The sequence below is a fragment of the Streptomyces sp. NPDC019890 genome, from assembly GCF_044903445.1.
In the GTDB taxonomy this organism is placed as follows: Bacteria; Actinomycetota; Actinomycetes; order Streptomycetales; family Streptomycetaceae; genus Streptomyces.
The window spans coordinates 386,441-412,471 of record NZ_JBJDQK010000007.1; the positions used below are offsets into that span (position 1 = coordinate 386,441).

The window sequence follows — 26,031 nt, forward strand, 5'->3', positions numbered from 1 at the left end:
GTCCCCACACATTCACCATCGGGAACGCTGTTCAGAATACCGAACAACTCCTGGGTGGCAGTAGACCGGGAAGGAAGCCGCGGTGGCAGCAGCACCAGTCTGGAGTGTCGACCCCCGAACCGGGAACCCGCGTGAGCAGGTTGCGGTGGAGTCCACCGCCGAAGAGATCGACCGTGCGGTCCGCGCGGCGGACGCCGCCCGCCCCGCGCTCGCCGACCGGAGTGTACGCGCGCTCCTGCTGCGCACCGCCGCCGACCTGCTCGACGAGGCCCGCGAGTACGTCATCGAGGCCGCCGACGCCGAGACCGCGCTCGGCCCCACCCGCCTCACCGGTGAACTCGCCCGCACCACTGCCCAGTTGCGCGCCTTCGCCGATGTCGTCGACGAGGGCGCCTTCCTCGACATCCACATCGACCACGCGGATCCCACGCGGACCCCGCCCTGGCCGGACCTGCGCCGCTACAAGATCCCCCTCGGTGTCGTCGCCGTCTACGCCGCCAGCAACTTCCCGCTCGCCTTCTCCGTGCCCGGCGGCGACACCGCGAGCGCCCTCGCGGCCGGCTGCCCGGTCGTCGTCAAGGCGCACCCCGACCACCCCGCCACCGCGGAACTGTGCGCCTCCGTTCTGCGCCGGGCCGCCCGCCGCGTCGGCCTGCCCGACGACGTCGTGATTCTCGTGCACGGCTTCGATGCGGGCGTCGGGCTGGTCAGGCACCCGCTGGTCGCCGCGGCGGGCTTCACCGGATCCGTACGCGGCGGGCGCGCGCTCTTCGACGCCGCGGCCGCCCGGCCCGCGCCCATCCCCTTCCACGGCGAGCTCGGCTCCCTCAACCCCGTCGTCGTCACCGAGGCGGCGGCCGGGGAGCGTGCCGAGCAGCTCGGGGCCGGGCTCGCGGGCTCGATGACCCTCGGGGAGGGCCAGTTCTGCACCAAGCCCGGCTTTGTGCTCGCACCCGCGGGCGACGCGGGCGACCGGCTGCTCACGTCACTGACGGCCGCGGTCAGCGAGACCGAGCCCGGTGTGATGCTCGACCAGCGGATGCGCTCGGCCTTCGTCGAGGGCGTACGGGTCAGGGCCGCACTGCCGGACGTTCAGGCCCCGATCACCCCCGGCGCGGGCGGTGAGCACACCGTGAGCGCCGGTTTCCTGTCCGTACCGGCCCGGCTGCTGGCCGCCGAAGGACCGCACGACCTGCTCCTCGAGGAGTGCTTCGGCCCGGTCACCGTCGTCGCACGCTACGAGTCGGACGCCGAGATCACCGCCGTACTCGGCCGGCTGCCCGGCAATCTCACCGCCACCCTGCACCTCTCCGACGGCGAGGCCGCGGGAGAGGGCCGGGGCGCCGAACTGCTCGCCGAGCTCACCCCGCTCGCGGGCCGCGTCCTGGTCGGCGGCTGGCCGACCGGCGTCGCCGTCGCCCCCGCCCAGCACCACGGCGGCCCTTACCCGGCCACCACCTCCACCGCCACCTCGGTCGGGGCCACCGCCATCGAGCGCTGGCTGCGCCCGGTCACGTACCAGACGACCCCCGAGGCGCTGCTCCCGCCCGAGCTGCGCGACGACAATCCGCTCTCAGTGCCGCGTCGGGTGGACGGCCGCCGGGAGACTCCGGGAAGCTGAGCGTGTGAGCGACCAGATCGAACTGCCCGAACTCCCCTTCCCGCTGCGGCCGTACGGCCCCGAGGCCAACTGGTCCTACGACGAGGGCGTGCTGACCGGCTGGGCCGGCGCCCGGCAGGACCGCTTCGTGCCGCCCGCGGGCGAGGCCCTGGAGCCCGCCTCCGACGCGCCCCGGCTGCTCGGCGCGCCGGCGGGCGACTTCCAGCTCATCGCGCGGGTCACGGTGGGCTTTGCCGCGGCTTTCGACGCGGGCGTGCTCTATCTGCACGTCGGCGAGCGGGAGTGGGCCAAGCTCTGTCTGGAGCTCTCCCCGGACACGCCCACCATCTGCACGGTCGTCACCCGTGGCCACTCCGACGACGCCAACTCCTTTGTGGTGGACGGCGACAGCGTGTGGCTGCGGATCAGCCGCACCGGCAAGGCCTTCGCCTTCCACGCGTCGACGGACGGCGAGCGGTGGACCTTCGTACGGATCTTCGCGCTGGGGACCGAGGAGCAGGCCGGGGCCGCGCTGGTCGGCTTCCTGGCGCAGTCGCCGGTGGGCGAGGGCTGTGTGGTGACGTTCGACCGGATCGAGTTCCGGCCGGGCTGGCCGGAGGGCCTGCGGGACGGCAGCTGAGGATCAGAGGCGCACCACGATCTTGCCGGTATGGGTGCAGGTCTCCATCAGCCGGTGGGCGTCCACGATCCGCTCCAGACCGTCGAAGGTCTCGGCGATCACCGGGGCCAGTGAACCGTCGCGCAGACCCGAGCCGATGAAGGCCGTGGCCCGGCGCCTGTACTCCTCGGTGCCGGTGGGCACGCCGTTGGCGTAGGTGTGCACCGTGAGCGGCCAGTTCATCGACAACTCGATCGGCCGCGGGTCCAGCCAGCCGTAGAGCACCACCGTGCCACCGGGCACGACCGCGTCGCTCACCGCCCGGAAGCCCGGCCCGCCGATCGCATCGAAGGCCACATCGGCACCGCGCCCGCCGGTGATCCGCTTGACCTCCTTCACCAGGTCCTGGCTCCCGGTGGTGATCACATGGGCCGCGCCCAGGTCGAGCAGCTGCTGCTTCTTGGCCTCGGTACGGGTGGTGGCGATGGGGATCGCGCCGATCCGGGCGGCGGTCTGGATCGCCGCCGTGCCGACGCCGCTGGAGGCGCCGGTGATCACCACATGGTCGCCGGGGTGCAGTCCGGCGGTTTCCAACAGGCCGCCGTAGGCGGTGGAGTACGTCAGCCACACGGCCGCCGATGTCACCGCATCCACGCCCTCGGGACGGCGGACCACCGAATCGACGGGCAGGACGACCCGCTCTCCGTACACGCCGTGCACACCGAAGTCGAAGTTGGCGGCTGCCATCACAAGGTCGCCCGAGGCGAACTCGGTCACGCCTGCGCCGACCGCGTCGACGACACCGGCCGCCTCGTAGCCGAGCCGCGAGCCGGGCAGGGTCGGCGGGTAGTAATAGGTGCCCGCGCGGAAGAGTGCCTCGGCCCTGTTGAGACCGATCGCCTCCACACGGAAGCGGACTTCGCCCGGGCCGGGCTCGCGCAGTGCGACGTCCTCGATCGTCAGAACGTCGGGGCCGCCGAGCTCATGGAAAAGAACTGCCTTGGCCAAGGGGGTAGTTGTCATGGGTACGACGCTATGGACCACTTCCGGGACGATCCATGTCTCAGAACCTCGGGTTCATGTCTGATCGTCTCTCCTGTGTACGGTGCGGACATGGACGTACTCAGCGATGCGATCGCCGCGATGCGCACCGGGCGGCCCCACTCCGCGCGGACCGTCAAGTACGCGCCCTGGGGCGTCCGGTTCCCGACCAGCGAGGGTGCGGGTTTCCATGTCGTACTCCAGGGCTCGGCGTGGCTGCTGCCTCCGGAGGGCGCCGATCCCGTCCTGCTCGGCCCCGGCGATGTGGTCTTCCTCGCCCACGGCTACCACCATGCCCTCGCCGACCACCCCGACTCACCGCTCGACCCTGTCGAGCCGGAGCCCGACGGGAGCTGGCCCGCCGCCCCTGAGCCGCGATCCGGCAATGGGCACCCGGCGACCGTGCTGCTGTGCGGCGCCTACCAGTTGAGCAAGGCGCGCGCCCATCCGCTGCTCACCGATCTGCCCCCGGTGATCCATTTCCCGGCCCGGGTCGGCCAGTACGCATCGTTGCGCTCCGCCGTCGAGCTGCTCGGCGCCGAACTCGCCGACCCGCAGCCCGGATCCGACGCGATCGTGCCCGCACTCCTCGACACCCTGCTGCTGTATCTGCTGCGCGCCTGGTGGCTCCGGGAGCGTGCCGACGAGCCGACGGGCTGGGCCGGGGCCCTCAACGATCCCGCCGTCACCGCCGCGCTGCACGCCATCCACCGCGATCCGGCGAGGCCCTGGACCGTCGGGGAGCTGGGCGCCGCGGCCGGTCTGTCGCGCGCCGCCTTCGCCCGCCGGTTCACCTCACTCGTCGGCCAGCCCCCGCTGGCGTATGTCACCTGGTGGCGCATGACGTGCGCCGGGAGGCTGCTCAGGGCGGACGACGCCCCGCTGCGCACGGTGGCCGAGCGCGCGGGCTACACCTCCGAGTTCGCCTTCGCAAAGGCGTTCAAGCGGGAGTACGGGATGGCACCGGGCCAGTACCGACGGCGTACTGGCTGAGCTGCGGGCCGGTCGTCGCCGATCAGCGGTCGGTCATTGGGCCAGCCCCAGCCCCGGCCTCGCCGTCGCCACGGCCGTGGTCGCTGCTGTCCCCACCCGCTGGGCGCGCCGGTGAGCACCGGCTAGGGGTAGCGCGGCAGGTCGTCCGTCGAGATGGTCCACGTCAGAGGGGCTGGAGCCGGGTGTGCAGGAGGCAGAATTCGTTGCCTTCCGGGTCGGCCAGGACGTGCCAGCTCTCGGCGCCGGTCTGGCCGACGTCGACGGGCCTGGCGCCGAGAGCGAGCAGCCGCTCCAGCTCGGCGCCCTGGTCGCGGTCGGTGGCGTTGACGTCGATGTGCAGTCGGAGCTTCCCGGTCCGCGGCTCGCTGCTGGGGCTGAGGACGAGGGTGGGCTGCGGGCCGCCGAAGCCGGCATCGGGCGGCCCGATCGCGATGCTTCCGTCGTCCTCCCGGCCGAGTTCGACGTAGCCGAGGACCTTGCTCCAGAATGCGGCGAGCCGGTCGGGGCCGGCACAGTCGATGACCAGCTCACTGATGCGGCATGCCATGGGCGTGAGTGTACATAGACAACCCGAGAGTCGATCTCGGCCGCGTGCTGGGGGGCGACGCGCTACGCGATCGCGTGTTGCTCGGCGGTGTCGCTCCTGCCAGACATTCTGCGTCTACGAGGATGAGTCACCACCTCGTGGGCCACCAGCACGTCACTGCCTGTGTGAAGACGCGGTCACGCGGGCTGCCACAGCTCGACCCGATTGCCCTCAGGATCGGTGACCCAGCCGAATCGACCGACACCCTCCATGTCCTGCGTCTCTTTGGCCACGTCCGCTCCCTTGGCGCGCAATTGCGCGAGCATCGCATCCAGGTCGCGGACCCGGAAGTTGAGCATGGTCTGCTGGGCGCGGGACCCGAAGTAGTCGGTCTCGGACTCGAACGTCGCGAACACCGTCGGCCCGGCTCCCTGACGCCACAGGCCGTTCTCATCGGCGTCCAGGCCTAGGCAATCGCGATACCACGCGCCCAGGGCAGCCGGGTCGGCGGACCGCATGAAGTATCCACCGATTCCAAGCACACGTTCCATGCCGCTATCTTGCCAGGACGGCGATCGGGCGTGGTGGCACCACACCATCGCCCGCTTCACACCCCCCGTCTCAATCGCGGGGAACTCGGTTGGCGTTGCCGGGTGGAGGAGATCTGCGGATTCAGCGGTGCGGTCCTGGGTTCACCTCCCTTGCTGCAGGGCCCGGCCCAGTGAGCGGATCACTTGGCGGTCCCGGACGACGGCAGGAAGAGGCCGACCGGTTCGTCCCGTCCTCCCGGCTGTGCTCCACTGCAGCTGCGGATATCGGATGGGGTGGCAGGCCCGCGGCTATGGGAATGAGCGGGTGCCGCAGAGCGTTGACCTGCCGGCGGAGGGTGCCTCCGCACCCCGTTGTCCCGCACGACCCTGGAGTGATGAAGAAGATGCGCGTCGAGATCTGGAGCGATATCGCCTGTCCCTGGTGCTACATCGGCAAGGCACGCTTCGAGAAGGGGCTCGCCGCCTTCGCCCACCGCGACGAGGTCGAGGTCGTGCACCGCTCCTTCGAGCTCGACCCGAACCGCGCCAAGGGCGAGACCGGCCCGGTGGTCCCCATGCTGGCGAAGAAGTACGGGCGCACCATCGAGGAAGCCCAGGCGATGGAGGAGCACGTCGCCTCCAACGCGCGTTCCGAGGGGCTCGACTACCGCACCGACGGCCGCGACCACGGCAACACCTTCGACATCCACCGGCTGCTGCACCTGGCCAAGGCCCGCGGCCGTCACAGTGAGCTGCTGGACTTCGCCTACCGGGCCAACTTCGCCGAGGAGCGGTCCGTATTCGACCCCGAGGTCCTGGTGGATCTCGCGGTCGAGGCGGGTCTGGACGCGGACGAGGCGCGGGCGGTGCTCGCCGACGAGGGCGCGTACGCTGACGAGGTACGGGCCGATGAGCACGAGGCCGCCGAGCTGGGCGCGACCGGCGTGCCGTTCTTCGTACTCGACCGGCGGTACGGGGTCTCGGGCGGGCAGCCGGCCGAGCTGTTCACCCAGGCGCTGGAGCAGGCGTGGCAGGGCCGGATCCTCACCCCCATCGGCGCGGATGCCGCCGCCTGTGACGCCGACGGAGCCTGCGAGGTCCCGCAGCCCGGGGCCCATGCATAAGCGTTGCTGAGAGGTGTCCCTCAACGATTCGCGATTGACCTGCCGTTGAGGGCACCGCAGGGTGATCACATGGAGACCTTGGGCGGCGCCGAGTTCGCGCCGGAGATGACGTATCTGAACACGTCCACCTGCGGGCTGCTGCCCCGCCGGGCCGTCGCGGCAGTGAAGCTGCTTGCCGACGAGCTCGCTGCCGGGCGTCCGGGCGGCGCCGGCGAGTACTCGGCGGTGGCTGCCGCCCGGCAGTCCTTCGCCCGGCTGACCGGCGTGGACGAGTCGCGGGTCGCCGTCGGCGGTTCGGTGTCCGTGCATGTCGGACTGATCGCGACCTCACTGCCTCCGGGCGCGGAAGTCCTCTTTCCGGAGGGGGAGTACGCCTCGGTCATCACGCCCTTCCTCGTGCGCGGTGATCTCAAGCTGCGGTACGCGCCACTGGAGCGCCTGGCCGACGCGGTGCGTCCGGGCACCGCGCTGGTGGCGTTCTCGTCGGTGCAGTCCGCGGACGGCCGGATCGCCGATCTGGCGGCGGTACGCGCCGCAGCGGGGGCGCACGGGGCCCGTACGCTCGTCGACGCCAGCCAGTCGGCGGGCTGGCTGCCGCTGGACGCGGGCGCGTGGGACTTCACGGTCACCGGCGGCTTCAAGTTTCTGCTCTGCCCGCGCGGCGTCTCGTTCCTCACGCTGAGCGAGGAGGCGCAGGAGTCCGTGACGCCGATCCACGCCGGTACCTTCGCGGCGGAGGATCTGTGGGCGACCACGTACGGTCCGATCGAGGAACTGGCGCGCTCGGCCGCCCGGTACGACGAACCTCCGGCCTTCCCCTCGTACCACGGGGCCAAGGAGTCACTCGCGCTGCTCGAAGAGATCGGCATCAACGCGGTGCACGCGCATGACACGGCGCTCGCCGCACGGTTCAGGGCGGGCCTGACGGAGCTGGGGTACGCGCCGGTGCCGGGGGATTCGGCCGTCGTCGCCGTGCCGGAGCTGGGCCACCGCGCCCCGGAACTGGCCGCTGCGGGGGTCATCGTCTCGGACCGTGCGGGCAATCTGCGGGCCTCGTTCCACCTCTACAACTCGTCGGCGGACGTGGACCGGGTGCTGGAACTCCTGTCCACCTGATCCGGGGTGACGGCGCCGGGTCCCGTCCGGCCTGGCGCCCGACGGCGCCGGGCGGGTCCCGTCAGACCTCGGCCGCGGCCCGGTGGGCCATCTCCGGGCAGCCCGCCGTCTGGGTGCACAGATTCGCTTCGACCTTGGCGAGCAGTCTGGTCAGCTCGCGGCGCTCGTCCGCGTCCAGCCCGGTCAGCGTGTGTTCCTCCAGCTCCGCCCACGCCGCCTGCACCGCCGAGTGCAGCGCGCAGCTCTCCTCCGTGGCCTCGACGAGAACCGCGCGCCGGTCGCCCGGGTCGGGGCGGCGGCGGACGTGTCCGGCCTGCTCAAGGCGCTGGAGCATCTTCGTCACGGTGGACGGGTCGAGCTCGACAGCCTTGATCAGCTCCGACTGGCGCACCGGGCCCGCGTCCCACAGATGCATCATCACGAATTCCTGGCCCGGGTAGAGGCCGAGTCCCTTGAGCACCTTGCCGGCGGCCATGCGGTGCAGCCGGGCGACCCGGGAGACGGCATGGCTGAGGGGCCCGCCGAGCGCGGCGCTCGGCAGCGGCTCGGTACAGGCCGGGTCGGCCGCGGTCTCGGGTTTCATCGGGCCTCCTCAGGAGGGGTGACTGGCTGACCGGTCGGGGTCCGGAACAGTGTCTCCAAAAACTTTACCTTGGTCGACCAAGTAATGGGCTACAGTAACCCCGGCGTGATTACTTGGCCGACCACATAAGTTTCGAGGGGCTATCCATGACCACCGCATTCGACCCGATCGACCTCGCCGGTACGCAGCTCGTCAACCGGATCGCCATGGCGCCCATGACCCGCAGCAGGGCGTACGGCGACGGCCTCACCGTCACCGACTCCACCGTCGAGTACTACGGCCAGCGCGCGTCGGCCGGCCTGATCGTCACCGAAGGCATCCAGCCCTCCGTCGTGGGCCAGGGCTACCCGGACACCCCCGGCCTGCACACCGCCGAGCAGGTGGCCGCCTGGCGCAAGGTCACCGACGCCGTGCATGCCAAGGGCGGGAAGATCTTCGCCCAGATCATGCACGCCGGCCGCATCGGCCACCCGGTGCTCTGGCCGGACCAGGAACTTCTCAGCGTGGCTCCGTCCGCCGTCGCCGCCGCGGGCCAGCTCTTCACGCACGAGGGGCCCAAGGACTTCATCGCCCCGCGCGAGCTGACCGCGGCCGAAATACCGGGCATCGTCGACGACTTCGTCGAGGCGGCCCGCAACGCCGTCGAGGCCGGCTTCGACGGTGTCGAGCTGCACGGCGCCAACGGCTATCTGATCCACCAGTTCCTCGCCCCCAACACCAACCGGCGCACCGACGAGTGGGGCGGCTCCGTCGAGAACCGCATCCGGTTCGCCGTCGAGGTGACCAAGGCGGTGGCCGCGGCGATCGGACCGGAGCGGACCGGACTGCGGGTCTCTCCCGGCAACCAGTACAACGACATCGCCGAGACCGACCCGGAGGCGACCTACCCCGCGCTGGTCAAGGAGCTGGAGCCGCTGGGCATCGGCTATCTGCACGTCGTCGAGATGACCTCCGGGCACCGGGACGTGACGCTCGCGCTGCGCAAGCACTTCAGCGGCACCTTCATCCTCAACCCGGCGACCGAGGGCCCGACCGACCACGGGGCGCTCGGGCTCATCGAGGACGGAACCGCGGACATTCTCGCCTTCGGCTCGCTGTTCCTGGCCAACCCGGACCTGCCCGCCAGGCTCAAGGCCGAAGGCCCGTACAACACCCCGGACACGGCGACGTTCTTCGGAGGTGACGACAAGGGCTACACCGACTACCCGGCGCTGAGCGCGAGCTGACCCGCACGCGAAGGGGGCGGGGCCGGTCCACCGGACCGGCCCCGCCCCCTTCGCGCTGTCAGCGCACCGGCGTGAAGTCGCGCGCCCCGATGAAGTCCGGACGCGGCACCGGCGCCGCGAAGGGCTCCACCGCCTGGTTCTCCACGCTGTTGAAGACGATGAAGACATTGCTGCGCGGATACGGGGTGATGTTGTCCCCGGAGCCGTGCATGCAGTTGCAGTCGAACCAGGTCGCGGACCCGGCCCTGCCGGTGAACAGGCGGATGCCGTGCCGGTCGGCGAACCGCGTCAGCGCCGCGTGCGACGGTGTGCCCGCGTCCTGCATCTGCAGCGACTTCTTGTAGTTGTCCTTCGGCGTCTCGCCCGCGCAGCCCAGGAACGTCTTGTGCGAGCCAGGCATGATCATCAGGCCGCCGTTGGTGTCACGGTTCTCGGTCAGCGCGATCGAGACCGAGACGGTGCGCATGTTCGGCAGTCCGTCCTCCGCGTGCCAGGTCTCGAAGTCCGAGTGCCAGTAGAAGCCCGAGGCGCCGAAGCCCGGCTTCACATTGATCCGGGACTGGTGGACATACACATCGGAACCGAGGATCTGCCGGGCCCGGCCCACCACCCGCTCGTCGCGCACCAACGAGGCGAACACCTCGCTGAGCTTGTGCACTTCGAAGACCGAGCGGACGTCCTGGGACTTCGGCTCGATGATCGAGCGCTCGTCGGTCCGTACGGCGGGATCGGCGACCATCCGGTCCAACTCGCCGCGGTACAGGGCTACTTCGTCCTGCGTGATCAGCTCGTCGACGGTCAGGAAGCCGTCCCGCTCGAAGCCCATCAGGTCGGACGGGACGATCGGCCCCGGCGCGCCCGGTGCGGACCAGACGACCGGGTCCTGGCGCGGGGTCGTCACCTCGCCCACGCCACGGGTCGGGTACAGGTCGGCGCGTACAGCGGCGGTGGTCATCTCTCAGCCCTCCTCGGACTCGGTCAGCAGGGGGTAGACGCCGTTCTCGTCGTGGTCCTCCCGTCCGGTGACGGGCGGGTTGAAGACGCAGACACAGCGGAAATCGGTCTTGGGACGCATGGTGTGGCGCTCATGGCCGTCCAGCAGATACATCGTGCCGGGCTCGATCCAGTGGGTCTCGCCGGTCTCGTCGTTGGTGAGCTCGGCCTCGCCCTCCACGCAGAGCACGGCCTCGATGTGGTTCGCGTACCACATCGACGTCTCCGTACCTGCGTACAGCACGGTCTCGTGCAGCGAGAAGCCGACCCGCTCCTTGGCGAGCACGATGCGCTTGCTCTCCCAGGTACCGGACGCGGCCTTCACATGGCGCTCGGTGTTCTCGATGTCCTTGAACGATCGGACGATCACGGTGAGTTGTTGCCTTTCCTTGTCCTACGGGGGCGTCAGGCCGTCTCGCGGACGCTGCGGGCCAGGATGCGCAGCCCCTCGTCCAGCTCCTCGGGCGTGACGGTGAGCGCGGGCAGCAGCTTGACGACCTCGCTCTCCGGGCCCGAGGTCTCCAGCAGCAGCCCCAGCTCGAAGGCGCGGGCGCAGACGGCCGAGGCGCGCGCCTTGTCCTGGAACTCCAGGCCCCACACCAGGCCACGGCCCCGGAAGCTCACCCCGTCCTCGGCGCTCTCGGCCACGATGGCCAGCAGCGCCTGCTCGACCTGCTCGCCGCGGGCGAGGGTCTGCTTCTCCATCTGCCCGTCCGCCCAGTAGGTGTCGAGCGCGGCGGCGGCGGTGACGAACGCGGGGTTGTTGCCGCGGAAGGTGCCGTTGTGCTCGCCCGGCTCCCAGATGTCCAGCTCCGGCTTGAACAGGCAGAGCGACATGGGAAGTCCGTAGCCGCTGATGGACTTCGACAGAGTGACGATGTCCGGCGTGATGCCCGCCTCCTCGAAGGAGAAGAAGCCGCCGGTGCGGCCGCAGCCCATCTGGATGTCGTCGACGATCAGCAGCATGTCCTGGCGGTGGCACAGCTCCTGGAGCGCGCGCAGCCACTCGGCGCGGGCGACATTGATGCCGCCCTCGCCCTGCACGGTCTCGACGATCACAGCGGCCGGCTTGTTGAGGCCGGAGCCCTGGTCCTCCAGCAGGCGCTCGAACCACAGGAAGTCCGGGACCTGGCCGTCGAAGTAGTTGTCGAACGGCATCGGCGTGCCGTGCACCAGCGGGATGCCGGCGCCGGCCCGCTTGAAGGCGTTGCCGGTGACGGCGAGTGAGCCGAGCGACATGCCGTGGAAGGCGTTGGTGAACGAGACGACGGACTCGCGCCCCTTGACCTTGCGGGCCAGCTTGAGCGCGGACTCGACCGCGTTGGTGCCCGTCGGGCCCGGGAACATGACCTTGTACGGAAGGTCGCGCGGCCGCAGGATCACGTTCTGGAACGACTCCAGGAAGGCGCGCTTGGCCGTGGTGGCCATGTCCAGGCCGTGGGTGATGCCGTCGCGCTCGATGTAGTCGATCAGCGCGCGTTTCAGCACCGGGTTGTTGTGTCCGTAGTTGAGTGATCCGGCGCCGGCGAAGAAGTCGAGGTAGGTGTGGCCGTCCTCGTCGTGAAGGTAGCTGCCCTGCGCGCGGTCGAACACGGCCGGCCAACCGCGGCAGTAGCTGCGCACCTCCGACTCCAGGGTCTCGAAGACACTCAGGGCGGGCGGGGTGATGGTCACAGCAAGTCTCCAGAGGTGGGGGGTGTCAGGCGGAGAGGGGGCCAATGCGGTACAGGACTTCGGGCTGGTGGGTTCCTTCGGGGAACAGCCCGCCGTCGAAGAGGACTTCGCGCGCAAGGGGCGCGTCGTGGCGCTTCGCGTACGAAGTGAAGAGCCGGTCGGACGCGGTGTTGTCGGGGGTGATGGTCGTCTCGACCTCACGCACCCCGCTCTTGCCGGTCACCTTGGCGGTCAGCGCGTCGAGGAGCACACCGGCCAGGCCCCGGCCGCGGTGCGCGTGGTCGACGGCGACCTGCCAGACGACCAGGGCCTGCGGGCGCTCGGGGCGCACATAGCCGGTGACGAAGGCGATGGGTGCTCCGTCGACGTCGCGCGCCACCACGGAGGTGGCGGCGAAGTCGCGACACCACAGCAGATAGCTGTACGAGGAGTTGAGGTCCAGGACCTGGGAGTCGCGGGCGATGCGCCAGATCGCGGCTCCGTCCTCCACTCGTGGGGTGTCAATCGTCGTGAATTCGCTCGGCGTGCTGGTTCGTACAAGGTCTTCCTGTGCGGCGGTCATGCCGAGGTAATTTACCGAGCTAATTCTGAAATTGCATTGCCGGAAGGGGTTGGGTGGAGCGGCTCTCTGTGTTATCGCGCGGGCGCGTGCGCTAGTGGTGGACGGCGGCCTTTTCGGGCGATTTGCAGCGGAAATAAGCGATGAACCGGGCGCGTTGTGGGGTCGGTCACATATCCGTAACTGTCGCGAGACCCGCTCGAATTATGCCGTCTGATCTTGTTGAAATCTTGGCGTTTAGGATCCGGGAACGGGGGCAGAAGAATACGGGAAGCTGCCCGTAATAAAGCAGCTTCCGGCATTCTTTAATTAACGCGGACTTTTATGGCCTGAGGAATTGAGTTCACCGGGAGCGCGGCCGGTCCGGCGCCGGGCGCCGGTGACCGCGCAGCCGCTCGGCCGCGGGCGCCGGGGGCCTCGTACAGTGCTGGCTATGAGCGATCACGTGGTGCTGCATGTGAAGGGGCGAGTGCTCGTCGGGCCCGAGGAGGCGCGGGACGAGCTGTGGGTGGTGGACGGCCGGATCTCGTACGAGCGGCCGCGTGCCGAGGCCGTCACCGTGCAGGGCTGGGCGCTCCCCGGCCTGGTCGACGCGCATTGCCACGTCGGGCTCGACGCCCATGGCGCGGTGGACGAGGCGACCAGCGAGAAGCAGGCGCTGACCGACCGGGACGCGGGCACCCTGCTCATCCGGGACGCGGGGTCTCCCGCCGACACCCGCTGGATCGACGACCGCGAGGACCTGCCGAAGATCATCCGGGCCGGCCGTCACATTGCGCGCACCCGCCGCTACATCCGTAACTTCGCCCATGAGATCGAGCCGGACGAGCTCGTCGCCCATGTCGCGCGGGAGGCACAGCGCGGGGACGGCTGGGTCAAGCTCGTCGGCGACTGGCTCGACCGCGAAGCGGGTGACCTGGGCGCCTGCTGGCCGCGTGGCGCCGTCGAGGCGGCGATCGCCGAGGCGCACCGGCTCGGCGCGCGGGTGACCGCGCACTGCTTCGCCGAGGACTCGCTGCGGGACCTGGTCGAGGCGGGTATCGACTGCATCGAGCACGCCACCGGCCTCACCGAGGACACCATCCCGCTCTTCGCCGAGCGCGGCGTCGCGATTGTGCCGACCCTGGTCAACATCGCCACGTTCCCGGATCTCGCGGCGGGCGGCGAGTCCAAGTTCCCCCGGTGGTCGGCCCATATGCGGCGGCTGTACCAGCGCCGCTACGACACGGTGCGCGCGGCGTACGACGCGGGCATCCCGGTCTTCGTCGGCACCGACGCGGGCGGCTCGCTCGCCCACGGCCTGGTGGCGGCCGAGGTCGCCGAGCTTGTGAAGGCCGGAATCCCGCCGCTGCAGGCCCTGTCGGCGACGACCTGGGGGGCGCGGCAGTGGCTCGGCCGCCCGGCGCTCGAAGAGGGCGCGCCGGCGGATCTCGTGGTGTACGACGAGGATCCGCGGGCGGACGTCAGGGCGCTGGCGGCGCCGAGCCGGGTGATCCTCAACGGCCGTGTGATCGGCTGATATCCCGGCCCCGCTGTCCCCGCTGTCCCCATTGCAGGGTTGACAGTGCGTTACCCCCGGCCCGCATTCCTCGTTCGACCACTTCTGGCGCGCTCCCGCGCAAGCGCCCCCCTGTGCGCCCTTGGGATACGCGACACGGGTGAGTCACGGGAACAGGCGTACCGAGAGATTCGAAAGCGGTGACGGAAACCCCACTTTGGGGTGAACTCGCGCCAGGCAACTGTCAGTTCACTCTCAGCGCCGTGAAACTTCCCGTGTTCAGTCGCCGCCGCCCCACGTGTCCCCGTGGGGCGGCGGCGACGCCGTGTCTCTTGTGGGGGTTCCACCACCTTGAACAGCAACACCTTCCGCATGCCCGCACGCCGCTGCGCCGCCGTGACGGCAGCAGCCGCGCTGGTCGCCGGACCCGTCGTGGTCGCCGGGCCGGCGTACGCCACAGGGGGCGGCGGCGAGGGCCGGGCCAGTGCGGTCGTACTCCGTACCGGGCTCGATGTGTCCCTGCTCAACAAGTCCGTCGATGTCCCGGTCAACGCCGCGCTCAACGAGGTGCAGGCGCCCGCGAGCGCCGAGAAGACCACACTGAGCGTGCAGGTGGACGGCGTCGACCGGGGCAGGCCCGTCCAGCTGCTGCGCGCCGACGTGGCCACCGCGAAGGCGAGCGCCGACCGGCACCGGACGGAGGCGTACAGCAACCTCGTCCGGGCCCGGGTGCATGTGCCGGGACTGCCGCTGCTCTCGGTCGTCGAGGTCGAGAAGGTCACGTCGAAGGCCGTCTGCGAGGCGGGCAGGCAGCCGGTCGCGGAGTCGAATCTGCTCGGCCGGGTCACCGTGCTCGGCAAGCGGACCACGCTCTCCACCGCTGGCACCACCCGGGTCGAGGTGCCGGGCGTCGGTGAGGTGACGCTCGATCTGTCCAAGACGCACACCACGTCCCGTACGGCCGCGGCCACGGCGCTGGAGCTCAGGGTCTCCGTCAACCCGGCCAGGCTGAACGTCGCCGAGGTGACCGGCTCGGTCACCCTCGCCGAGGCCACGTGCGAGTCGCCCGGCACGGCGCACGACGAGTCCAAGCCCGCGGCCGCGCAGGACCCGGCTGCCGCGCAGGACCCGACCGCCGCGCAGGACCCGACCGGCAAGCCGGGCACCGGTGTCAAGGCACAGTCCGGCGCCGATCCGGCCCAGGACGACCTCGCCGAGACCGGCGGCAGCGCCGCGACCTCGTACATCGCCGGAGGCGCGGCCCTGCTGCTGGCCCTCGGCGGCAGCGTCATGGTGCTGGCCCGCGCCCGCGCCCGCCGCTGACCACGGCGCCCGGACGCTGCTGACAGGCGGCGCCCGCGCCCGCTGTTGATCGCGGCGCTCATGCCCGCCGCCGACCGCGGGCCGACAAGGGATCGATCGTGGGTGCCGGGCGCTGCCGCCCCGGCCGACGTCCGTGCGCGACGTCGGCCGGGGCGCGTCAGTCCCCGACCATCGTGAGCGCCTGGTCGAGCGCCTGCAGAAAGCGATTGGTCGTCACCCGGTCGCGCACCGCCAACCGCAGCCAGCCGGGACCGAGCCCCGGAAAGGTGTCGCCCCGGCGGGCCGCGAAACCCAGCGCGCGCAGCCGCTCCCGCACCTCGGCCCCACGCCGGACGTGGACGAGTACGAACGGGGCCTCGGCCGCCGCCACCACTCGTACCTCGTCGAACTCCGCAAGGCCCGCCAGCAGATGGGCCCGCTCCGTCGCGATCACCTGCGCCGCCTGCTCGGCCTCCTTGAGCGCGCCGGGCCCCATGCACGCCTCCGCGGCGGCCAGCGCGGGCGTCGAGACCGGCCACAGCGGCTGAGCCTGCTCCAGCGCCGCGATGGTCCCGGGCTCGGCGAGCACATAGCCGATGCGCAGGCCCGCGAGCCCCCAGGTCTTGGTGAGGCTGCGCAGCACCACCAGGCCGGGGATGTCGGTCCGTCCCGCCAGCGCCTCGGGCTCGCCGGGCACCGCGTCCATGAAGGCCTCGTCCACCACCAACAGCCGTCCTGGACGGGCCAGTTCCGCGATGTCGGCGGCCGGATGCAGTACGGATGTGGGGTTGGTCGGATTCCCGATCATCACGAGGTCCGCCGCCTCGGGCACGGCCGCCGGGTCGAGCCGGAAGCCGTCCTCCTCCTTCAGCAGCAGCCTGGCCACTTGGTGCCCCGCGTCCCGCAGTGCGGCCTCGGGCTCCGTGAACTGCGGGTGCACCACGAGAGGGTGACGTACCGTCAGAGCGCGAGCCAGCAGTACGAACGCCTCCGCCGCCCCCGCCGTCAGCAGCACCCGCTCCACCGGCACCCCGTGCCGTTGCGCGACCGCGGCCCGTGCCGCCCGCCCGTCCGGATAGGCGGCGAGAGCGGTCAGCGAGCTTGTGATGCGCTCACGCAGCCACTCCGGGGGAGTCCCGCAGCGGACATTGACGGCGAGATCCGTCAGACCGGCGTCCCGTACCTCCGCGTCACCGTGGTGCCGCAGGTCGTGTGCGTCAACGGGAGTGCGCATGGCTGCCGTGATGTTGATGGCCGCGGCCATGGTGGGTTCCGTCGTGGTGGTGTCCGTCGTGATGGTGCCCGTCGTCGTCCGGGTGGAAGTGCGGCTGCTGCGCAGAGCCCACCTTCTCCTCGAAGCCCGGCAGCGCGATCCGGTAGACGCACGAGTCGCAGTTCATCCGGATGTCGCCCGCGACGGCCTCCCGGTAGCGCTCCATCACCAGGTCGAGCAGCTCCGGCTCCGGGCCGATGACGTCGGCGCAGCGCACCTCGACGCCCGGGTGCGCCTCCGCCCAGCCCTCCGTCTGCTGCCGCACCCGGTCCGGCAGGATGCCGGTGAACAGGAAGTACGGCAGCACCACGATCCGGCGGGCCCCCAGCTTCACGCACCGGTCGAGCCCGCTCGGCACATCGGGCGCGGCGAGCGACACGAACGCCGTCTCCACCCCCGCGTACCCCCGTCCCTCCCAGAGCAGCCTGGCCGCCTTGTGCACCTCGGCATTGGCGTCCGGGTCCGTCGAACCGCGGCCCACCAGCAGCACCGTCACATCGGCGCGGTCCGCGGGCGTGCGCGGCCCGGAGCCCAGCGCCTCGTTCAGCCGCCGCTCCAGAACGCGCAGCAGCGCGGGGTGCGGGCCGAGCGGACGGCCGTAGGCGTACGAGATCTCCGGGTGCCGCTCCCGCTCACGGGCAAGAGCGGCCGGGATGTCGCCCTTGGCGTGCCCGGCGGACACCAGCATCAGCGGAACCGCGGCGAAGCGCGTCACGCCCCGCTCGACCAGTTCGGTGACGGCTTCGCCGAGGGGCGGCGGGGACAGCTCGATGAAGCCGCCCCCGACGGGGAGTTCGGGATGGCGCCGCCCCAGCTCCCGTACGAAGTCCCGGAAGGCCTCGGCCCCGGCTTCGTCACGGGTGCCGTGACCGGCGATCAGCAGTGCGGGCGGGGTGGTCACGCGTTCTCCTTGATGTGGGGGTGGTACGGCAGAGCATTGCGCGCGACGCCGCCCGGGGCGAGGGCGCGGCAGTCACAGGAGGATTTCCGGTCCTTCATGACTGCCATCGGTAGCCGCGCGGTGTCACCATGCGGCCGGCGATCTCGCGCGTGGCCGTATTGCCGACCGTCACGACCGTCATCATGTCCACCGTTGCCGGATCCAGTCCCGCGAGTGTCGTCAGGCGGCTCGATTCGTCCGCCCGGGACGCATTGCGTACGACGCCCACCGGCGTGCCCGGCTCGCGGTGTTCGGCGAGGATCGACAGCGCCTTCGGGAGCTGCCAATCGCGGGCGCGGCTGCGCGGGTTGTAGAAGGTCACGATGATGTCCGCCTCCGCCGCGGCCCGCACCCGGCGCTCGATGACCTCCCACGGGGTGTGCAGATCGGAGAGACTGATCGAGACATGGTCGTGCCCGAGCGGCGCACCCAGGATCGCGGCGGCGGCCAGCGCCGCAGTCACTCCCGGTACGCCCACCACGTCGATGTCGTCGGACGCCTCGGCGAGCGCGGGGGATGCCATCGCGTACACACCCGCGTCGCCGCTGCCGATGAGCGCGACCGCATGTCCGGCGCGGGCCTCGGCCACCGCCGTACGGGCCCGCTCCTCCTCCGCGCCGAGGCCGGACTCGACGACCCGGGTGCCGGGCCTGAGCAGGTCACGGATCTGGTCCACGTACTGATCGAGCCCGACCAGTACGGAGGCGCGGCGCAGCTCCTCCGTCGCGCGGGGGGTGAGCAGATCGCGGGCCCCGGGCCCGAGCCCGACCACGGCGAGCCGACCGCGCGGCGCTCTGCGCACGACCGCGCAGGTCGCCATCGCGGCCCGGCCGGCAGGGTTCGACTTCCGCTTCGGGACGAGGAGTTCGCCGCCGCCCGCGAGCGCCGCGGCCTCGGCGACGGAGGGCGTTCCGACTGCCGCGAGGGGCGCGCCTGACGGGTTCGGCACGGCGATCTCGGCGAGCCGCTCGGCGGCGTACGTCACCAGGGGCACGCCAAGGCGCCCGGCGGCCCCGACGATCCCCGGCTCGTCGGCCTTTGCGTCGACGGTCGCCAGCTCGGCCACACTCAGCGCCGAGAGCCCCGCCTCGCGCAGGGTCTGCTCGACGAGGCCGACGACCTCGTCGACGGCGACGCCCTTGGAGGCCCCGACGCCGACGACGAGCGACGGCGGTCGCAGCACGGCGTCGTTCGATCCGGCGACGAAGGAACGGTCGGTGACATGGAGAACGGCGCGGGCGTCCTGCCGCGCCACGGTCTCCAGCGGCGCGCTGTCCTGCGGTGTGCTGTCCTCCGGTGTGGCGTCCTCCGGCGTCACATTGGCCGGCAGCGGCGGGAGCGGCCACACCGCGTCCGCCCGCAGCGCCACCGGTTCGCCGTCGAGGACCGCCCTCGTCACGGACGCGACCGCGCCCTCGACCGGCCAGCCCAGGGTGTCCAGGCCGGGAATGTCCGCCGCGTCCGTCGCCGTCGTCACCACCGGGGCACAGCCCAGCACGTCCGCGACCTGCGCCGCCAGTTCGTTCGCACCACCGCCGTGGCCGCCCAGCAGGGACACCGCATACCGCTGCCCCTCGTCCACGCACACCACGCCGGGGTCCGCCGACTTGCCCGCCAGCAGCGGGGCGATCAGCCGCACCACCGCGCCCGTCGCCAGGAAACACACCAGCTGCTCGCACTCCGCGAATGCCCGCTCCACGGAGCGGCGTACGGGGCCCTCGTAGATCCGGGTCCGTTCGGGCCAGGCGGCGGCCAGCCGGTCGCGGGCGGCAGCGCCCGCCGCCGTGGCGGAGATCAGGCCGATCACTGATTCGCTCCCTTGGTGCGCAGGGCCCTGCGGGCGGCCGGATCGGCTTTCCGGAAGCCATGGAAGTGGCCCGGGTGATAGAGGTGCGAGCGCGTCCCCGAAGCCGCCAGCGCGGGCCCCACCAGGAACAGCGTGTGCTTCCAGAGCTTGTGCTCCTTGACGGTCTCCTCCAGCGTGCCGATCGTGCAGCGCAGGATCAGCTCCTCCGGCCAGGTCGCCTGGTACGCGATCACCACCGGCGTATTCGTCGGGTAGCCGCCCTCAAGCAACTCCTGCGTCAACTGCCCCGAGCGGGCAGCCGACAGGAAGAGCGCCATCGTCGTGCCGTGCCGCGCGAACTCCCGTACCTCCTCGCCCGGCGGCATCGGCGTCTTGCCGCCGCCGAGCCGGGTCAGGATCACGGACTGCGCGACCTCGGGGATCGTCAGCTCGCGCTGCACGAGCGCCGCGACCGCCGAGAACGACGAGACGCCCGGCACGATCTCGACGTCGATGCCCAGCTCCACACAGCGGTCGAGCTGCTCCTGAGTGCCGCCCCACAGCGCCGGGTCGCCGGAGTGGATGCGGGCGACCAACATGTCGTCCGCCCGCGCCCGTTCGTACACGGCGACGACGTCCTCCAGCGACATCGCCGCCGAATCGAGGATCTCGGCGCCCTCGCGGGCATGCTCCAGGACCTCCGCCTGTACCAGGCTGGCCGCCCAGATGACGATGTCGGCATCGGCGATCGCCCGTGCGGCCCGGAACGTCAGCAGATCGGCGGCGCCCGGGCCCGCGCCGACGAAGGTCACCTTGCCACGGGTGGCGGCATCGGCCATGAGCGGTGGTCCTCTCGGGTTATTCGTGTCATTCGGGTGGATCTGGACAGCTCGGATGTGCCAGGAAGCGGGTCAATCCGCTAGCAAGGGCGCATGGCGGTGCTCGTCGCGCTCGGCGCGTTCCTGATGACGCTGTTCGGCGGCTGGACGGCGCAGCGCGTCACCGACCGCCGCCACCTCGTGCTCGGCCTGGCCGGCGGTCTGATGCTCGGCGTGGTCGGCCTCGACCTGCTGCCGGAGGCACTTGAGGCGGCGGGCAACAAGGTGTTCGGGGTGCCGCAGGCACTGCTGCTGTTCGTGGGCGGCTTTCTCACGGCCCACCTGGTGGAACGACTGCTGGCCGTCCGCAAGGCGGCACACGGTGCGGACGAGAGGATGCCGCAGGTGGGACTGACGGCGGCCGCGGCCATGGTCGGGCACAGCCTGATGGACGGCGTCGCGATCGGCGCGGCCTTCCAGGTGGGCGGCGGCATGGGCGCGACCGTGGCGCTCGCCGTCATCACCCACGACTTCGCCGACGGCTTCAACACGTACACGATCACCAGCCTGTACGGGAACACCCACGGCAAGGCGGTCGCGATGCTCGTCGCCGACGCGCTCGCGCCCCTTGTCGGCGCCGCGTCCGCCGTGCTGTTCACGCTTCCCGTGGAACTCCTCGGCAGCTACCTCGGGTTCTTCGGCGGCGCGCTGCTCTACCTCGCCGCCGCCGAGATCCTGCCCGAGGCGCACCACGCCCACCCCGCCCGCTCCACCCTGCTGTGCACGGCCGGGGGAGTGGGCTTCATCTGGCTGGTGGTGGGCCTCGCCGAGTGAGGACCCGGATGGCGGGCTCACAGCTTGCCCCCGCGGCCGCCGTCCCGCGGCGCGGGCGCGATCAGTGTCGAGAGATACGGCAACGGGCCCTCGCCCAGCTCCGCTGCCGACCGGATCGACTCCTCGGGCAGCCCGAGCGCCGACCCCCACACCGCGCCCTCGGTCCGCCCCGTTTCCCGCAGCGCGGTCGCCACCTGGGCCGCCAGCCGCCCGAACTTGTACGCCACGACCGTGCCGGGACCCTCCAGGGCGTCCTTGAGCACGGCGGCTCCGGCGGTCACCGGAACCAGGGTCAGCGGCTCGGTGCCCTCGGTGAGCACCGCGCCGCTGCGGGCCGCGAGATCCTGCATCGCGGTGATGCCGGGCACGGTCTCGACGGCCGTCCCCGGAACCACCTCGCCGATCGTCTGCGCGAGATAGGTGAACGTCGAGTACACGTTGGGGTCGCCGATCGTCGCGAAGGCGACGGTCCCGTGGCTGCGCAGAAGTTCGGCGACGCGCTCACCGGCGGCGTCCCAGGCGGCCTCGCGGCGGGCGCGGTCGGTGCGTTCGTTGAGCGCGAAGACGATCCGTACGACCTTCTCCTCACCCACGTAGTGCAGCACGGTCGCCTCGGCGCGCCCGCGCTCCAGCGTGTCCATCACCGGTACGACGACGACGTCGGCCTCCCGAAGCGCACGTACGCCCCTCACGGTCACCAACTCCGGGTCGCCGGGCCCCACTCCGACGCCGATCAGCCTGCTCATCGCGTACACCTCTCAACGAATCGGCGCGCCACACCGGGCTCGGCGGCCCAGTGCGTATGCAGATAGCTCGCGTGCACGCCCTGTTGCACGAAGCCCTCGACGCGTCGCTCGGGCCTGTGCATGCCCCAGGCGGGAGCCGGACCCGCGGCGGGCTCCACGACGGTCCGGTGGAACTCGTGCCCACGCAGGCGGGTCCCGGCCGCGGCGAGGACGCTGTCGCTCACGGCGACGGCCTCGCGGTAGCCGAGGGTGAGCCGCTGCGACATCCGGGCCTCGGCGTCCAGGACGCCGCACATGGGCTCCCCGTCGAGGGAACGGGTGAGATACAGCAGCCCGGCACATTCGGCGGCGACGGGCGCACCGGTGTGCGCGAGCTCGGCGACGGCCTTGCGCAGCGGCTCGTTGGCGGACAGCTCGGTGGCGTACATCTCCGGGAATCCGCCGCCGATGACCAGCCCGGAGGTGCCGTCGGGGAGTTGCTCGTCCCGGAGCGGGTCGAAGGGGACGACGTCGGCGCCGGAGGCGGTGAGGAGTTCGGTGTGCTCGGCGTAGGAGAAGGTGAAGGCGGGTCCGCTCGCGATGGCGACGAGGGGCCGCTGCGCGGGGCTTGTTCCCCACCCCGCCCTCCCCCTACGCCCTGCGGGCGTGGGGGGACCCCCATCCCGAACCGGGGCTCCGCCCAGGACCCGCTCCTCAAACTCCCCCAGACTTCGTCCGGGGGGACCCCCAAGGGGCTGAACTTCAGCCCGTCCGGCGTTTGAGGACACGCGCGAAGCGCGTTCGGGGGTCTGGGGGCTTGCCCCCAGTTTCGGGACGGGGGTACCTCCCACGGCCGCCAGGCCGTAGGGGGAGGGCGGGGTGGCGACTGGCTCGCCGCAGGCGGCCTCCGAGTCCCACGCCGCAGCACCCAGCCGCGGAGCCGACCGCGCCAACCCCAGCAACCCCTCCAAGTCGCAGCCACGCCGAACCTGTTCGGCCATCGCCGCCACCGCGGCAACCGCGTCCGCCCGCCGCTCGGCGACCGGCACAAGACCCAGGTGCCGGGACGGCGAGGCAACCTGAGCCACCCGCCGCAGCACCCCCAGCACCGGCACTCCCGACTCCTCCAGCGCCTCCCGCAGCAGCTCCTCGTGCCGGTCGGACCCCACCTTGTTCAGGATCACGCCGCCGATCCGCACCTCCGGATCCCACGACGCGAAGCCATGCACCAGCGCCGCCACCGACCGCGACTGCGACGACGCGTCCACCACCAGCACCACCGGCGCCCGCAGCAGCTTCGCGACCTGTGCCGTGGAGGCCAGTTCGCCCGCGCCGGCCGCGCCGTCGTACAGGCCCATCACGCCCTCGACCACGGCCACGTCGCATCCCGCCGCGCCGTGCGCGAACAGCGGCGCCACCAGCTCCGTACCGCACAGGAACGAGTCCAGGTTCCGCCCCGGACGCCCCGTCGCGAGCGAGTGGTAGCCCGGGTCGATGTAGTCGGGGCCGACCTTGTGCGGGGACACGGCGAGGCCCGCCGCGACGAAGGCCGCCATCAGGCCCGTCGCGACGGTGGTCTTGCCGCTGCCGGACGACGGCGCGGCGATGACGAGACGTGCTACCACTCGATGCCCCGCTGCCCCTTCTGACCGGCGTCCATCGGGTGCTTCACCTTCGACATGTCGGTCACCAGATCGGCGAAGTCGAGCAGCTCGGCGGGGGCGTTGCGGCCGGTGATGACCACGTGCTGGGTGCCGGGGCGGTCGCGCAGCACCTGGATCACCTCGTCGGTGTCGACCCAGCCCCAGTGCAGCGGGTACGCGAACTCGTCCAGCACATAGAACTTGTACGACTGAGCGGCCAGGTCGCGCTTGACCTGTTCCCAGCCCTCGCGCGCCTTCTCCTCGTTGGACAGCTCGCCGTCCGCGGGGGCCCGCTGGATCCAGGACCAGCCCTCACCCATCTTGTGCCAGTCGACCTTGCCGCCCTCGCCGCTCGCGCCGAGCACCTTCAGCGCATTCTCCTCGCCGACCTTCCACTTCGCGGACTTGACGAACTGGAACACCCCGACCGGCCAGCCCTGGTTCCAGGCGCGCAGCGCCATCCCGAAGGCGGCGGTCGACTTGCCCTTGCCGACGCCCGTATGGACCATCACCAGCGGCCGGTTGCGGCGCTGGCGGGTGGTGAGCCCGTCCTCGGGTACGACGGACGGTTGTCCCTGCGGCATTACGCGGCCCTCCTGGTCGCTTGTACATCCCTGACGAGCCCGGCGATGCTGTCGGCGCGCAGCTCGTCCAGGGTGACGGCGGTGCCGCCCAGATCACGGGCGAGGTCTCCGGCGAGCCCGAGCCGCACCGGCCCCGACTCGCAGTCCACGACGACGGCGGCCGTGCCCTCGGCGGCGTGCAGTCGCGCGGACCGTGAGGCGAGCGCGACCGGGTCCACGCCGCCCGTCGCACGCCCGTCCGTCACCACGACCAGCAGCGGGCGGCGCGACGGATCACGCATGCGCTCCACCCGCAGCACGTCGTGCGCCCGCAGCAGCCCCGCCGCCAGCGGCGTGCGGCCGCCCGTCGGCAGCGTCTCGAGACGGGCGGCGGCGGCGTCCACCGAAGAAGTCGGCGGCAGCGCCAGCTCCGCGTCCTTGCCGCGGAAGGTGACAAGACCGACCTTGTCGCGCCGCTGGTAGGCGTCGAGGAGCAGCGAGAGCACCGCACCCTTGACCGCACTCATCCGCTGCCGGGCCGCCATCGAGCCCGAAGCGTCGACCACGAACAGCACGAGATTGCCCTCGCGCCCCTCCCGGGTCGCCTGCCGCAGATCGTCACGCCGGACCACCAGACCGCGCCCGCTGCGCCCGCGCGCCCGCTGGTGCGGGGCCGCGGCCAGTACGGTCGCCGCCAAGTGCAGCTTGGTGAGCGCCCCCTGGGGCCTGCGCGCGCCTGTCGTCCGCCCGTGCTCGGTCCGCGCCCGGGACCTGCGTCCCGCCGCGCCCTCGCCCAGACCGGGCACGCTCAGCACCTTCGTACGAAAGGGCTCCCCGGCCCGTACGGGCTGCTGCTCACCGCCTCCCGACGGCTGCGGCTGCCCGCCCTCGGCCTCCTGCGGCTCGGCGGGCGCCTCGGCCTCACCCGCGTCACCGGGCGGCGATGTGTCCGGACCGTCCTGCGGCGGCTGCCCACCGCCCCCGCCGGGCCCGTCCGGACCGGGATCCGGATCGTCCTCGCCGAACTCCTCCAGCGTCTCGTCGAGCTTGTCCTCGTCCAGGCCCGGAGCGTCGAAGGGATTGCGCCGCCGCCGGTGCGGGAGCGCCAGCAGAGCGGCCTGCCGCACATCCTCCGCGAGTACGTCGCTGCGCCCCGCCCACGCGGCCAGCGCGGTCGCCGTCCGCGCCATCACGATGTCCGCGCGCATACCGTCCACCTCGAAGGCCGCGCAGGTCGCGGCGATCTGCCTGAGCGCGCCGTCGCCGAGCCGTACGTCGGGCAGCAGCGCCCGTGCCGCCACGATCCGCGCCCGCAGCGCGGTCTCGTCGTCCGACCAGCGAGCGGCGAAACCACCGGGATCGTCGTCGTACGCGAGCCGGCGCCGCACCACCTCGACCCGCTGATCGGGCTCGCGCGAGGCCGCGACCTCGACGGTGAGCCCGAAGCGGTCCAGCAACTGGGGCCGCAACTCGCCCTCTTCGGGGTTCATCGTCCCGACGAGCAGAAAACGCGCGGCATGGCGCACCGACACACCCTCGCGCTCCACATACGACGCGCCCATCGCGGCCGCGTCCAGGAGCAGATCCACCAAGTGGTCGTGGAGGAGGTTGACTTCGTCGACGTAGAGGATTCCGCGGTGGGCGTCGGCGAGCAGCCCGGGCTCGAAGGCCTTCACGCCCTCCGCCAGCGCCCGCTCGATGTCGAGCGCGCCGACGAGCCGGTCCTCGGAGGCGCCGACGGGCAGCTCGACCATCCGCGCGGGCCGCGACACACCACCGCCGAACTCGTGCGGACCGTCGGGACACGCCGGGTCGGGCGCCGCGGGGTCGCACGAGAACCGGCACCCGGAGACGACTGGAACCTCCGGGATCAATGCGGAAAGCGCACGTACGGCGGTGGACTTGGCGGTCCCCTTCTCGCCGCGTACGAGCACGCCGCCGACCTGCGGGCTGACCGCGTTGAGCAGCAGCGCGAGCCGCAGGTCCTCCTGCCCGACGATCGCGGTGAACGGGTAGGGGGTGCTCATGCGGACTCCTCGATCGTAAAAACCAGCCCCGTGGTGGG

The 26,031-nt window shown here is 71.6% G+C and carries 25 protein-coding genes; 9 read left to right on the forward strand and 16 right to left on the reverse strand.

Translation table 11 applies throughout. The annotated features are described in order from the left end of the window. The first annotated feature begins 82 nt into the window (after positions 1-82). Together ACI2LP_RS21735 and ACI2LP_RS21740 are read left to right on the forward strand one after the other, a co-directional pair. Complete coding sequence (locus ACI2LP_RS21735) at positions 83-1,621, forward strand: aldehyde dehydrogenase (NADP(+)) (RefSeq protein ID WP_404726124.1); 1,539 nt, start codon at positions 83-85, stop codon at positions 1,619-1,621. Between the two features lie 4 nt (positions 1,622-1,625). Beyond that, complete coding sequence (locus ACI2LP_RS21740; protein WP_404726125.1) at positions 1,626-2,240, forward strand: DUF1349 domain-containing protein; 615 nt, start codon at positions 1,626-1,628, stop codon at positions 2,238-2,240. A gap of 3 nt (positions 2,241-2,243) precedes the next feature. On the opposite strand, the gene ACI2LP_RS21745 is transcribed toward ACI2LP_RS21740, so the two are convergent. Continuing rightward, complete coding sequence (locus tag ACI2LP_RS21745; RefSeq protein WP_404726126.1) at positions 2,244-3,242, reverse strand: zinc-dependent alcohol dehydrogenase family protein; 999 nt, start codon at positions 3,240-3,242, stop codon at positions 2,244-2,246. Between the two features lie 90 nt (positions 3,243-3,332). Here ACI2LP_RS21745 and ACI2LP_RS21750 point away from each other — a divergent pair, with 90 nt between their 5' ends. Beyond that, the gene (locus tag ACI2LP_RS21750) at positions 3,333-4,253 is read left to right on the forward strand and encodes an AraC family transcriptional regulator (RefSeq protein WP_404726127.1); all 921 of its coding nucleotides are present in this window, start codon (positions 3,333-3,335) and stop codon (positions 4,251-4,253) included. Between the two features lie 163 nt (positions 4,254-4,416). Here ACI2LP_RS21750 and ACI2LP_RS21755 read toward each other — a convergent pair whose 3' ends face one another. Both ACI2LP_RS21755 and ACI2LP_RS21760 read right to left on the reverse strand, forming a co-directional pair. Next, on the reverse strand, positions 4,417-4,800 hold the full coding sequence (locus tag ACI2LP_RS21755) for a VOC family protein (protein ID WP_404726128.1): 384 nt from the start codon (positions 4,798-4,800) through the stop codon (positions 4,417-4,419). A gap of 176 nt (positions 4,801-4,976) precedes the next feature. Beyond that, positions 4,977-5,330 (reverse strand): VOC family protein, encoded by a 354-nt coding sequence (locus tag ACI2LP_RS21760; protein WP_404726129.1) that lies wholly within the window; start codon positions 5,328-5,330, stop codon positions 4,977-4,979. A 383-nt stretch (positions 5,331-5,713) separates the two neighbouring features. On the opposite strand from ACI2LP_RS21760, the gene ACI2LP_RS21765 reads away from it, so the two are divergent. After that, positions 5,714-6,433 carry a DsbA family oxidoreductase gene (locus tag ACI2LP_RS21765; RefSeq protein WP_404726225.1) on the forward strand — a complete coding sequence of 240 codons (720 nt, stop codon included), beginning with the start codon at positions 5,714-5,716 and terminating at the stop codon, positions 6,431-6,433. A gap of 69 nt (positions 6,434-6,502) precedes the next feature. Beyond that, on the forward strand, positions 6,503-7,549 hold the full coding sequence (locus ACI2LP_RS21770; protein ID WP_404726130.1) for an aminotransferase class V-fold PLP-dependent enzyme: 1,047 nt from the start codon (positions 6,503-6,505) through the stop codon (positions 7,547-7,549). 61 nt (positions 7,550-7,610) lie between these two features. Here ACI2LP_RS21770 and ACI2LP_RS21775 read toward each other — a convergent pair whose 3' ends face one another. Then, positions 7,611-8,132, reverse strand: a complete 522-nt coding sequence (locus ACI2LP_RS21775; protein ID WP_404726131.1) for a MarR family winged helix-turn-helix transcriptional regulator — start codon at positions 8,130-8,132, stop codon at positions 7,611-7,613. 146 nt (positions 8,133-8,278) lie between these two features. Here ACI2LP_RS21775 and ACI2LP_RS21780 point away from each other — a divergent pair, with 146 nt between their 5' ends. After that, complete coding sequence (locus tag ACI2LP_RS21780) at positions 8,279-9,358, forward strand: alkene reductase (RefSeq protein WP_404726132.1); 1,080 nt, start codon at positions 8,279-8,281, stop codon at positions 9,356-9,358. Positions 9,359-9,416: 58 nt separating this feature from the next. On the opposite strand, the gene thpD is transcribed toward ACI2LP_RS21780, so the two are convergent. The 4 genes from thpD to ectA are packed head-to-tail and all read right to left on the reverse strand — an operon-like array spanning position 9,417 to position 12,587. Then, positions 9,417-10,313 carry an ectoine hydroxylase gene (gene thpD, locus ACI2LP_RS21785; RefSeq protein WP_404726133.1) on the reverse strand — a complete coding sequence of 299 codons (897 nt, stop codon included), beginning with the start codon at positions 10,311-10,313 and terminating at the stop codon, positions 9,417-9,419. Positions 10,314-10,316: 3 nt separating this feature from the next. Next, entirely contained in the window at positions 10,317-10,721 is a 405-nt protein-coding gene (locus tag ACI2LP_RS21790; RefSeq protein WP_360879399.1) for an ectoine synthase, read from the reverse strand. Between the two features lie 35 nt (positions 10,722-10,756). After that, on the reverse strand, positions 10,757-12,025 hold the full coding sequence (gene ectB / locus ACI2LP_RS21795; protein ID WP_404726134.1) for a diaminobutyrate--2-oxoglutarate transaminase: 1,269 nt from the start codon (positions 12,023-12,025) through the stop codon (positions 10,757-10,759). Between the two features lie 25 nt (positions 12,026-12,050). Further along, on the reverse strand, positions 12,051-12,587 hold the full coding sequence (ectA, locus tag ACI2LP_RS21800; protein ID WP_404726135.1) for a diaminobutyrate acetyltransferase: 537 nt from the start codon (positions 12,585-12,587) through the stop codon (positions 12,051-12,053). A gap of 430 nt (positions 12,588-13,017) precedes the next feature. Between ectA and ACI2LP_RS21805 the strand changes: the two genes are divergently transcribed. Continuing rightward, positions 13,018-14,103, forward strand: a complete 1,086-nt coding sequence (locus tag ACI2LP_RS21805) for an amidohydrolase family protein (RefSeq protein ID WP_404726136.1) — start codon at positions 13,018-13,020, stop codon at positions 14,101-14,103. Between the two features lie 330 nt (positions 14,104-14,433). Then, positions 14,434-15,405 carry an SCO1860 family LAETG-anchored protein gene (locus tag ACI2LP_RS21810; protein WP_404726137.1) on the forward strand — a complete coding sequence of 324 codons (972 nt, stop codon included), beginning with the start codon at positions 14,434-14,436 and terminating at the stop codon, positions 15,403-15,405. 157 nt (positions 15,406-15,562) lie between these two features. Here the strand turns inward: ACI2LP_RS21810 and cobC are convergent, their stop codons facing one another. The 4 genes from cobC to cobM form a co-directional block, all read right to left on the reverse strand. Beyond that, positions 15,563-16,648 carry an Rv2231c family pyridoxal phosphate-dependent protein CobC gene (gene cobC / locus ACI2LP_RS21815; protein WP_404726138.1) on the reverse strand — a complete coding sequence of 362 codons (1,086 nt, stop codon included), beginning with the start codon at positions 16,646-16,648 and terminating at the stop codon, positions 15,563-15,565. Further along, the gene (locus tag ACI2LP_RS21820) at positions 16,602-17,558 is read right to left on the reverse strand and encodes a sirohydrochlorin chelatase (protein ID WP_404726139.1); all 957 of its coding nucleotides are present in this window, start codon (positions 17,556-17,558) and stop codon (positions 16,602-16,604) included. The genes cobC and ACI2LP_RS21820 overlap by 47 nt, the downstream gene beginning before the upstream one ends. A 94-nt stretch (positions 17,559-17,652) precedes the next feature. Further along, the gene (gene cobJ / locus ACI2LP_RS21825) at positions 17,653-19,404 is read right to left on the reverse strand and encodes a precorrin-3B C(17)-methyltransferase (RefSeq protein ID WP_404726140.1); all 1,752 of its coding nucleotides are present in this window, start codon (positions 19,402-19,404) and stop codon (positions 17,653-17,655) included. Then, the gene (gene cobM / locus ACI2LP_RS21830) at positions 19,401-20,222 is read right to left on the reverse strand and encodes a precorrin-4 C(11)-methyltransferase (RefSeq protein ID WP_404726141.1); all 822 of its coding nucleotides are present in this window, start codon (positions 20,220-20,222) and stop codon (positions 19,401-19,403) included. Before cobM ends, cobJ begins: the two co-directional genes overlap by 4 nt. A gap of 93 nt (positions 20,223-20,315) precedes the next feature. Here cobM and ACI2LP_RS21835 point away from each other — a divergent pair, with 93 nt between their 5' ends. Next, on the forward strand, positions 20,316-21,035 hold the full coding sequence (locus ACI2LP_RS21835; RefSeq protein WP_360879428.1) for a permease: 720 nt from the start codon (positions 20,316-20,318) through the stop codon (positions 21,033-21,035). A 17-nt stretch (positions 21,036-21,052) separates the two neighbouring features. On the opposite strand, the gene cobI is transcribed toward ACI2LP_RS21835, so the two are convergent. The 4 genes from cobI to ACI2LP_RS21855 are packed head-to-tail and all read right to left on the reverse strand — an operon-like array spanning position 21,053 to position 25,993. Next, complete coding sequence (gene cobI / locus ACI2LP_RS21840) at positions 21,053-21,781, reverse strand: precorrin-2 C(20)-methyltransferase (RefSeq protein WP_404726142.1); 729 nt, start codon at positions 21,779-21,781, stop codon at positions 21,053-21,055. Continuing rightward, complete coding sequence (locus ACI2LP_RS21845; protein WP_404726143.1) at positions 21,778-23,385, reverse strand: cobyrinate a,c-diamide synthase; 1,608 nt, start codon at positions 23,383-23,385, stop codon at positions 21,778-21,780. The genes cobI and ACI2LP_RS21845 overlap by 4 nt, the downstream gene beginning before the upstream one ends. Then, a complete protein-coding gene (cobO, locus tag ACI2LP_RS21850; protein WP_404726144.1) occupies positions 23,379-23,987 on the reverse strand; it encodes a cob(I)yrinic acid a,c-diamide adenosyltransferase in 609 nt (202 codons plus the stop codon). The genes ACI2LP_RS21845 and cobO overlap by 7 nt, the downstream gene beginning before the upstream one ends. Beyond that, positions 23,987-25,993: a putative cobaltochelatase gene (locus ACI2LP_RS21855; RefSeq protein ID WP_404726145.1), complete on the reverse strand. Its 2,007-nt coding sequence runs from the start codon at positions 25,991-25,993 to the stop codon at positions 23,987-23,989. The genes cobO and ACI2LP_RS21855 overlap by 1 nt, the downstream gene beginning before the upstream one ends. Positions 25,994-26,031 lie beyond the last annotated feature (38 nt).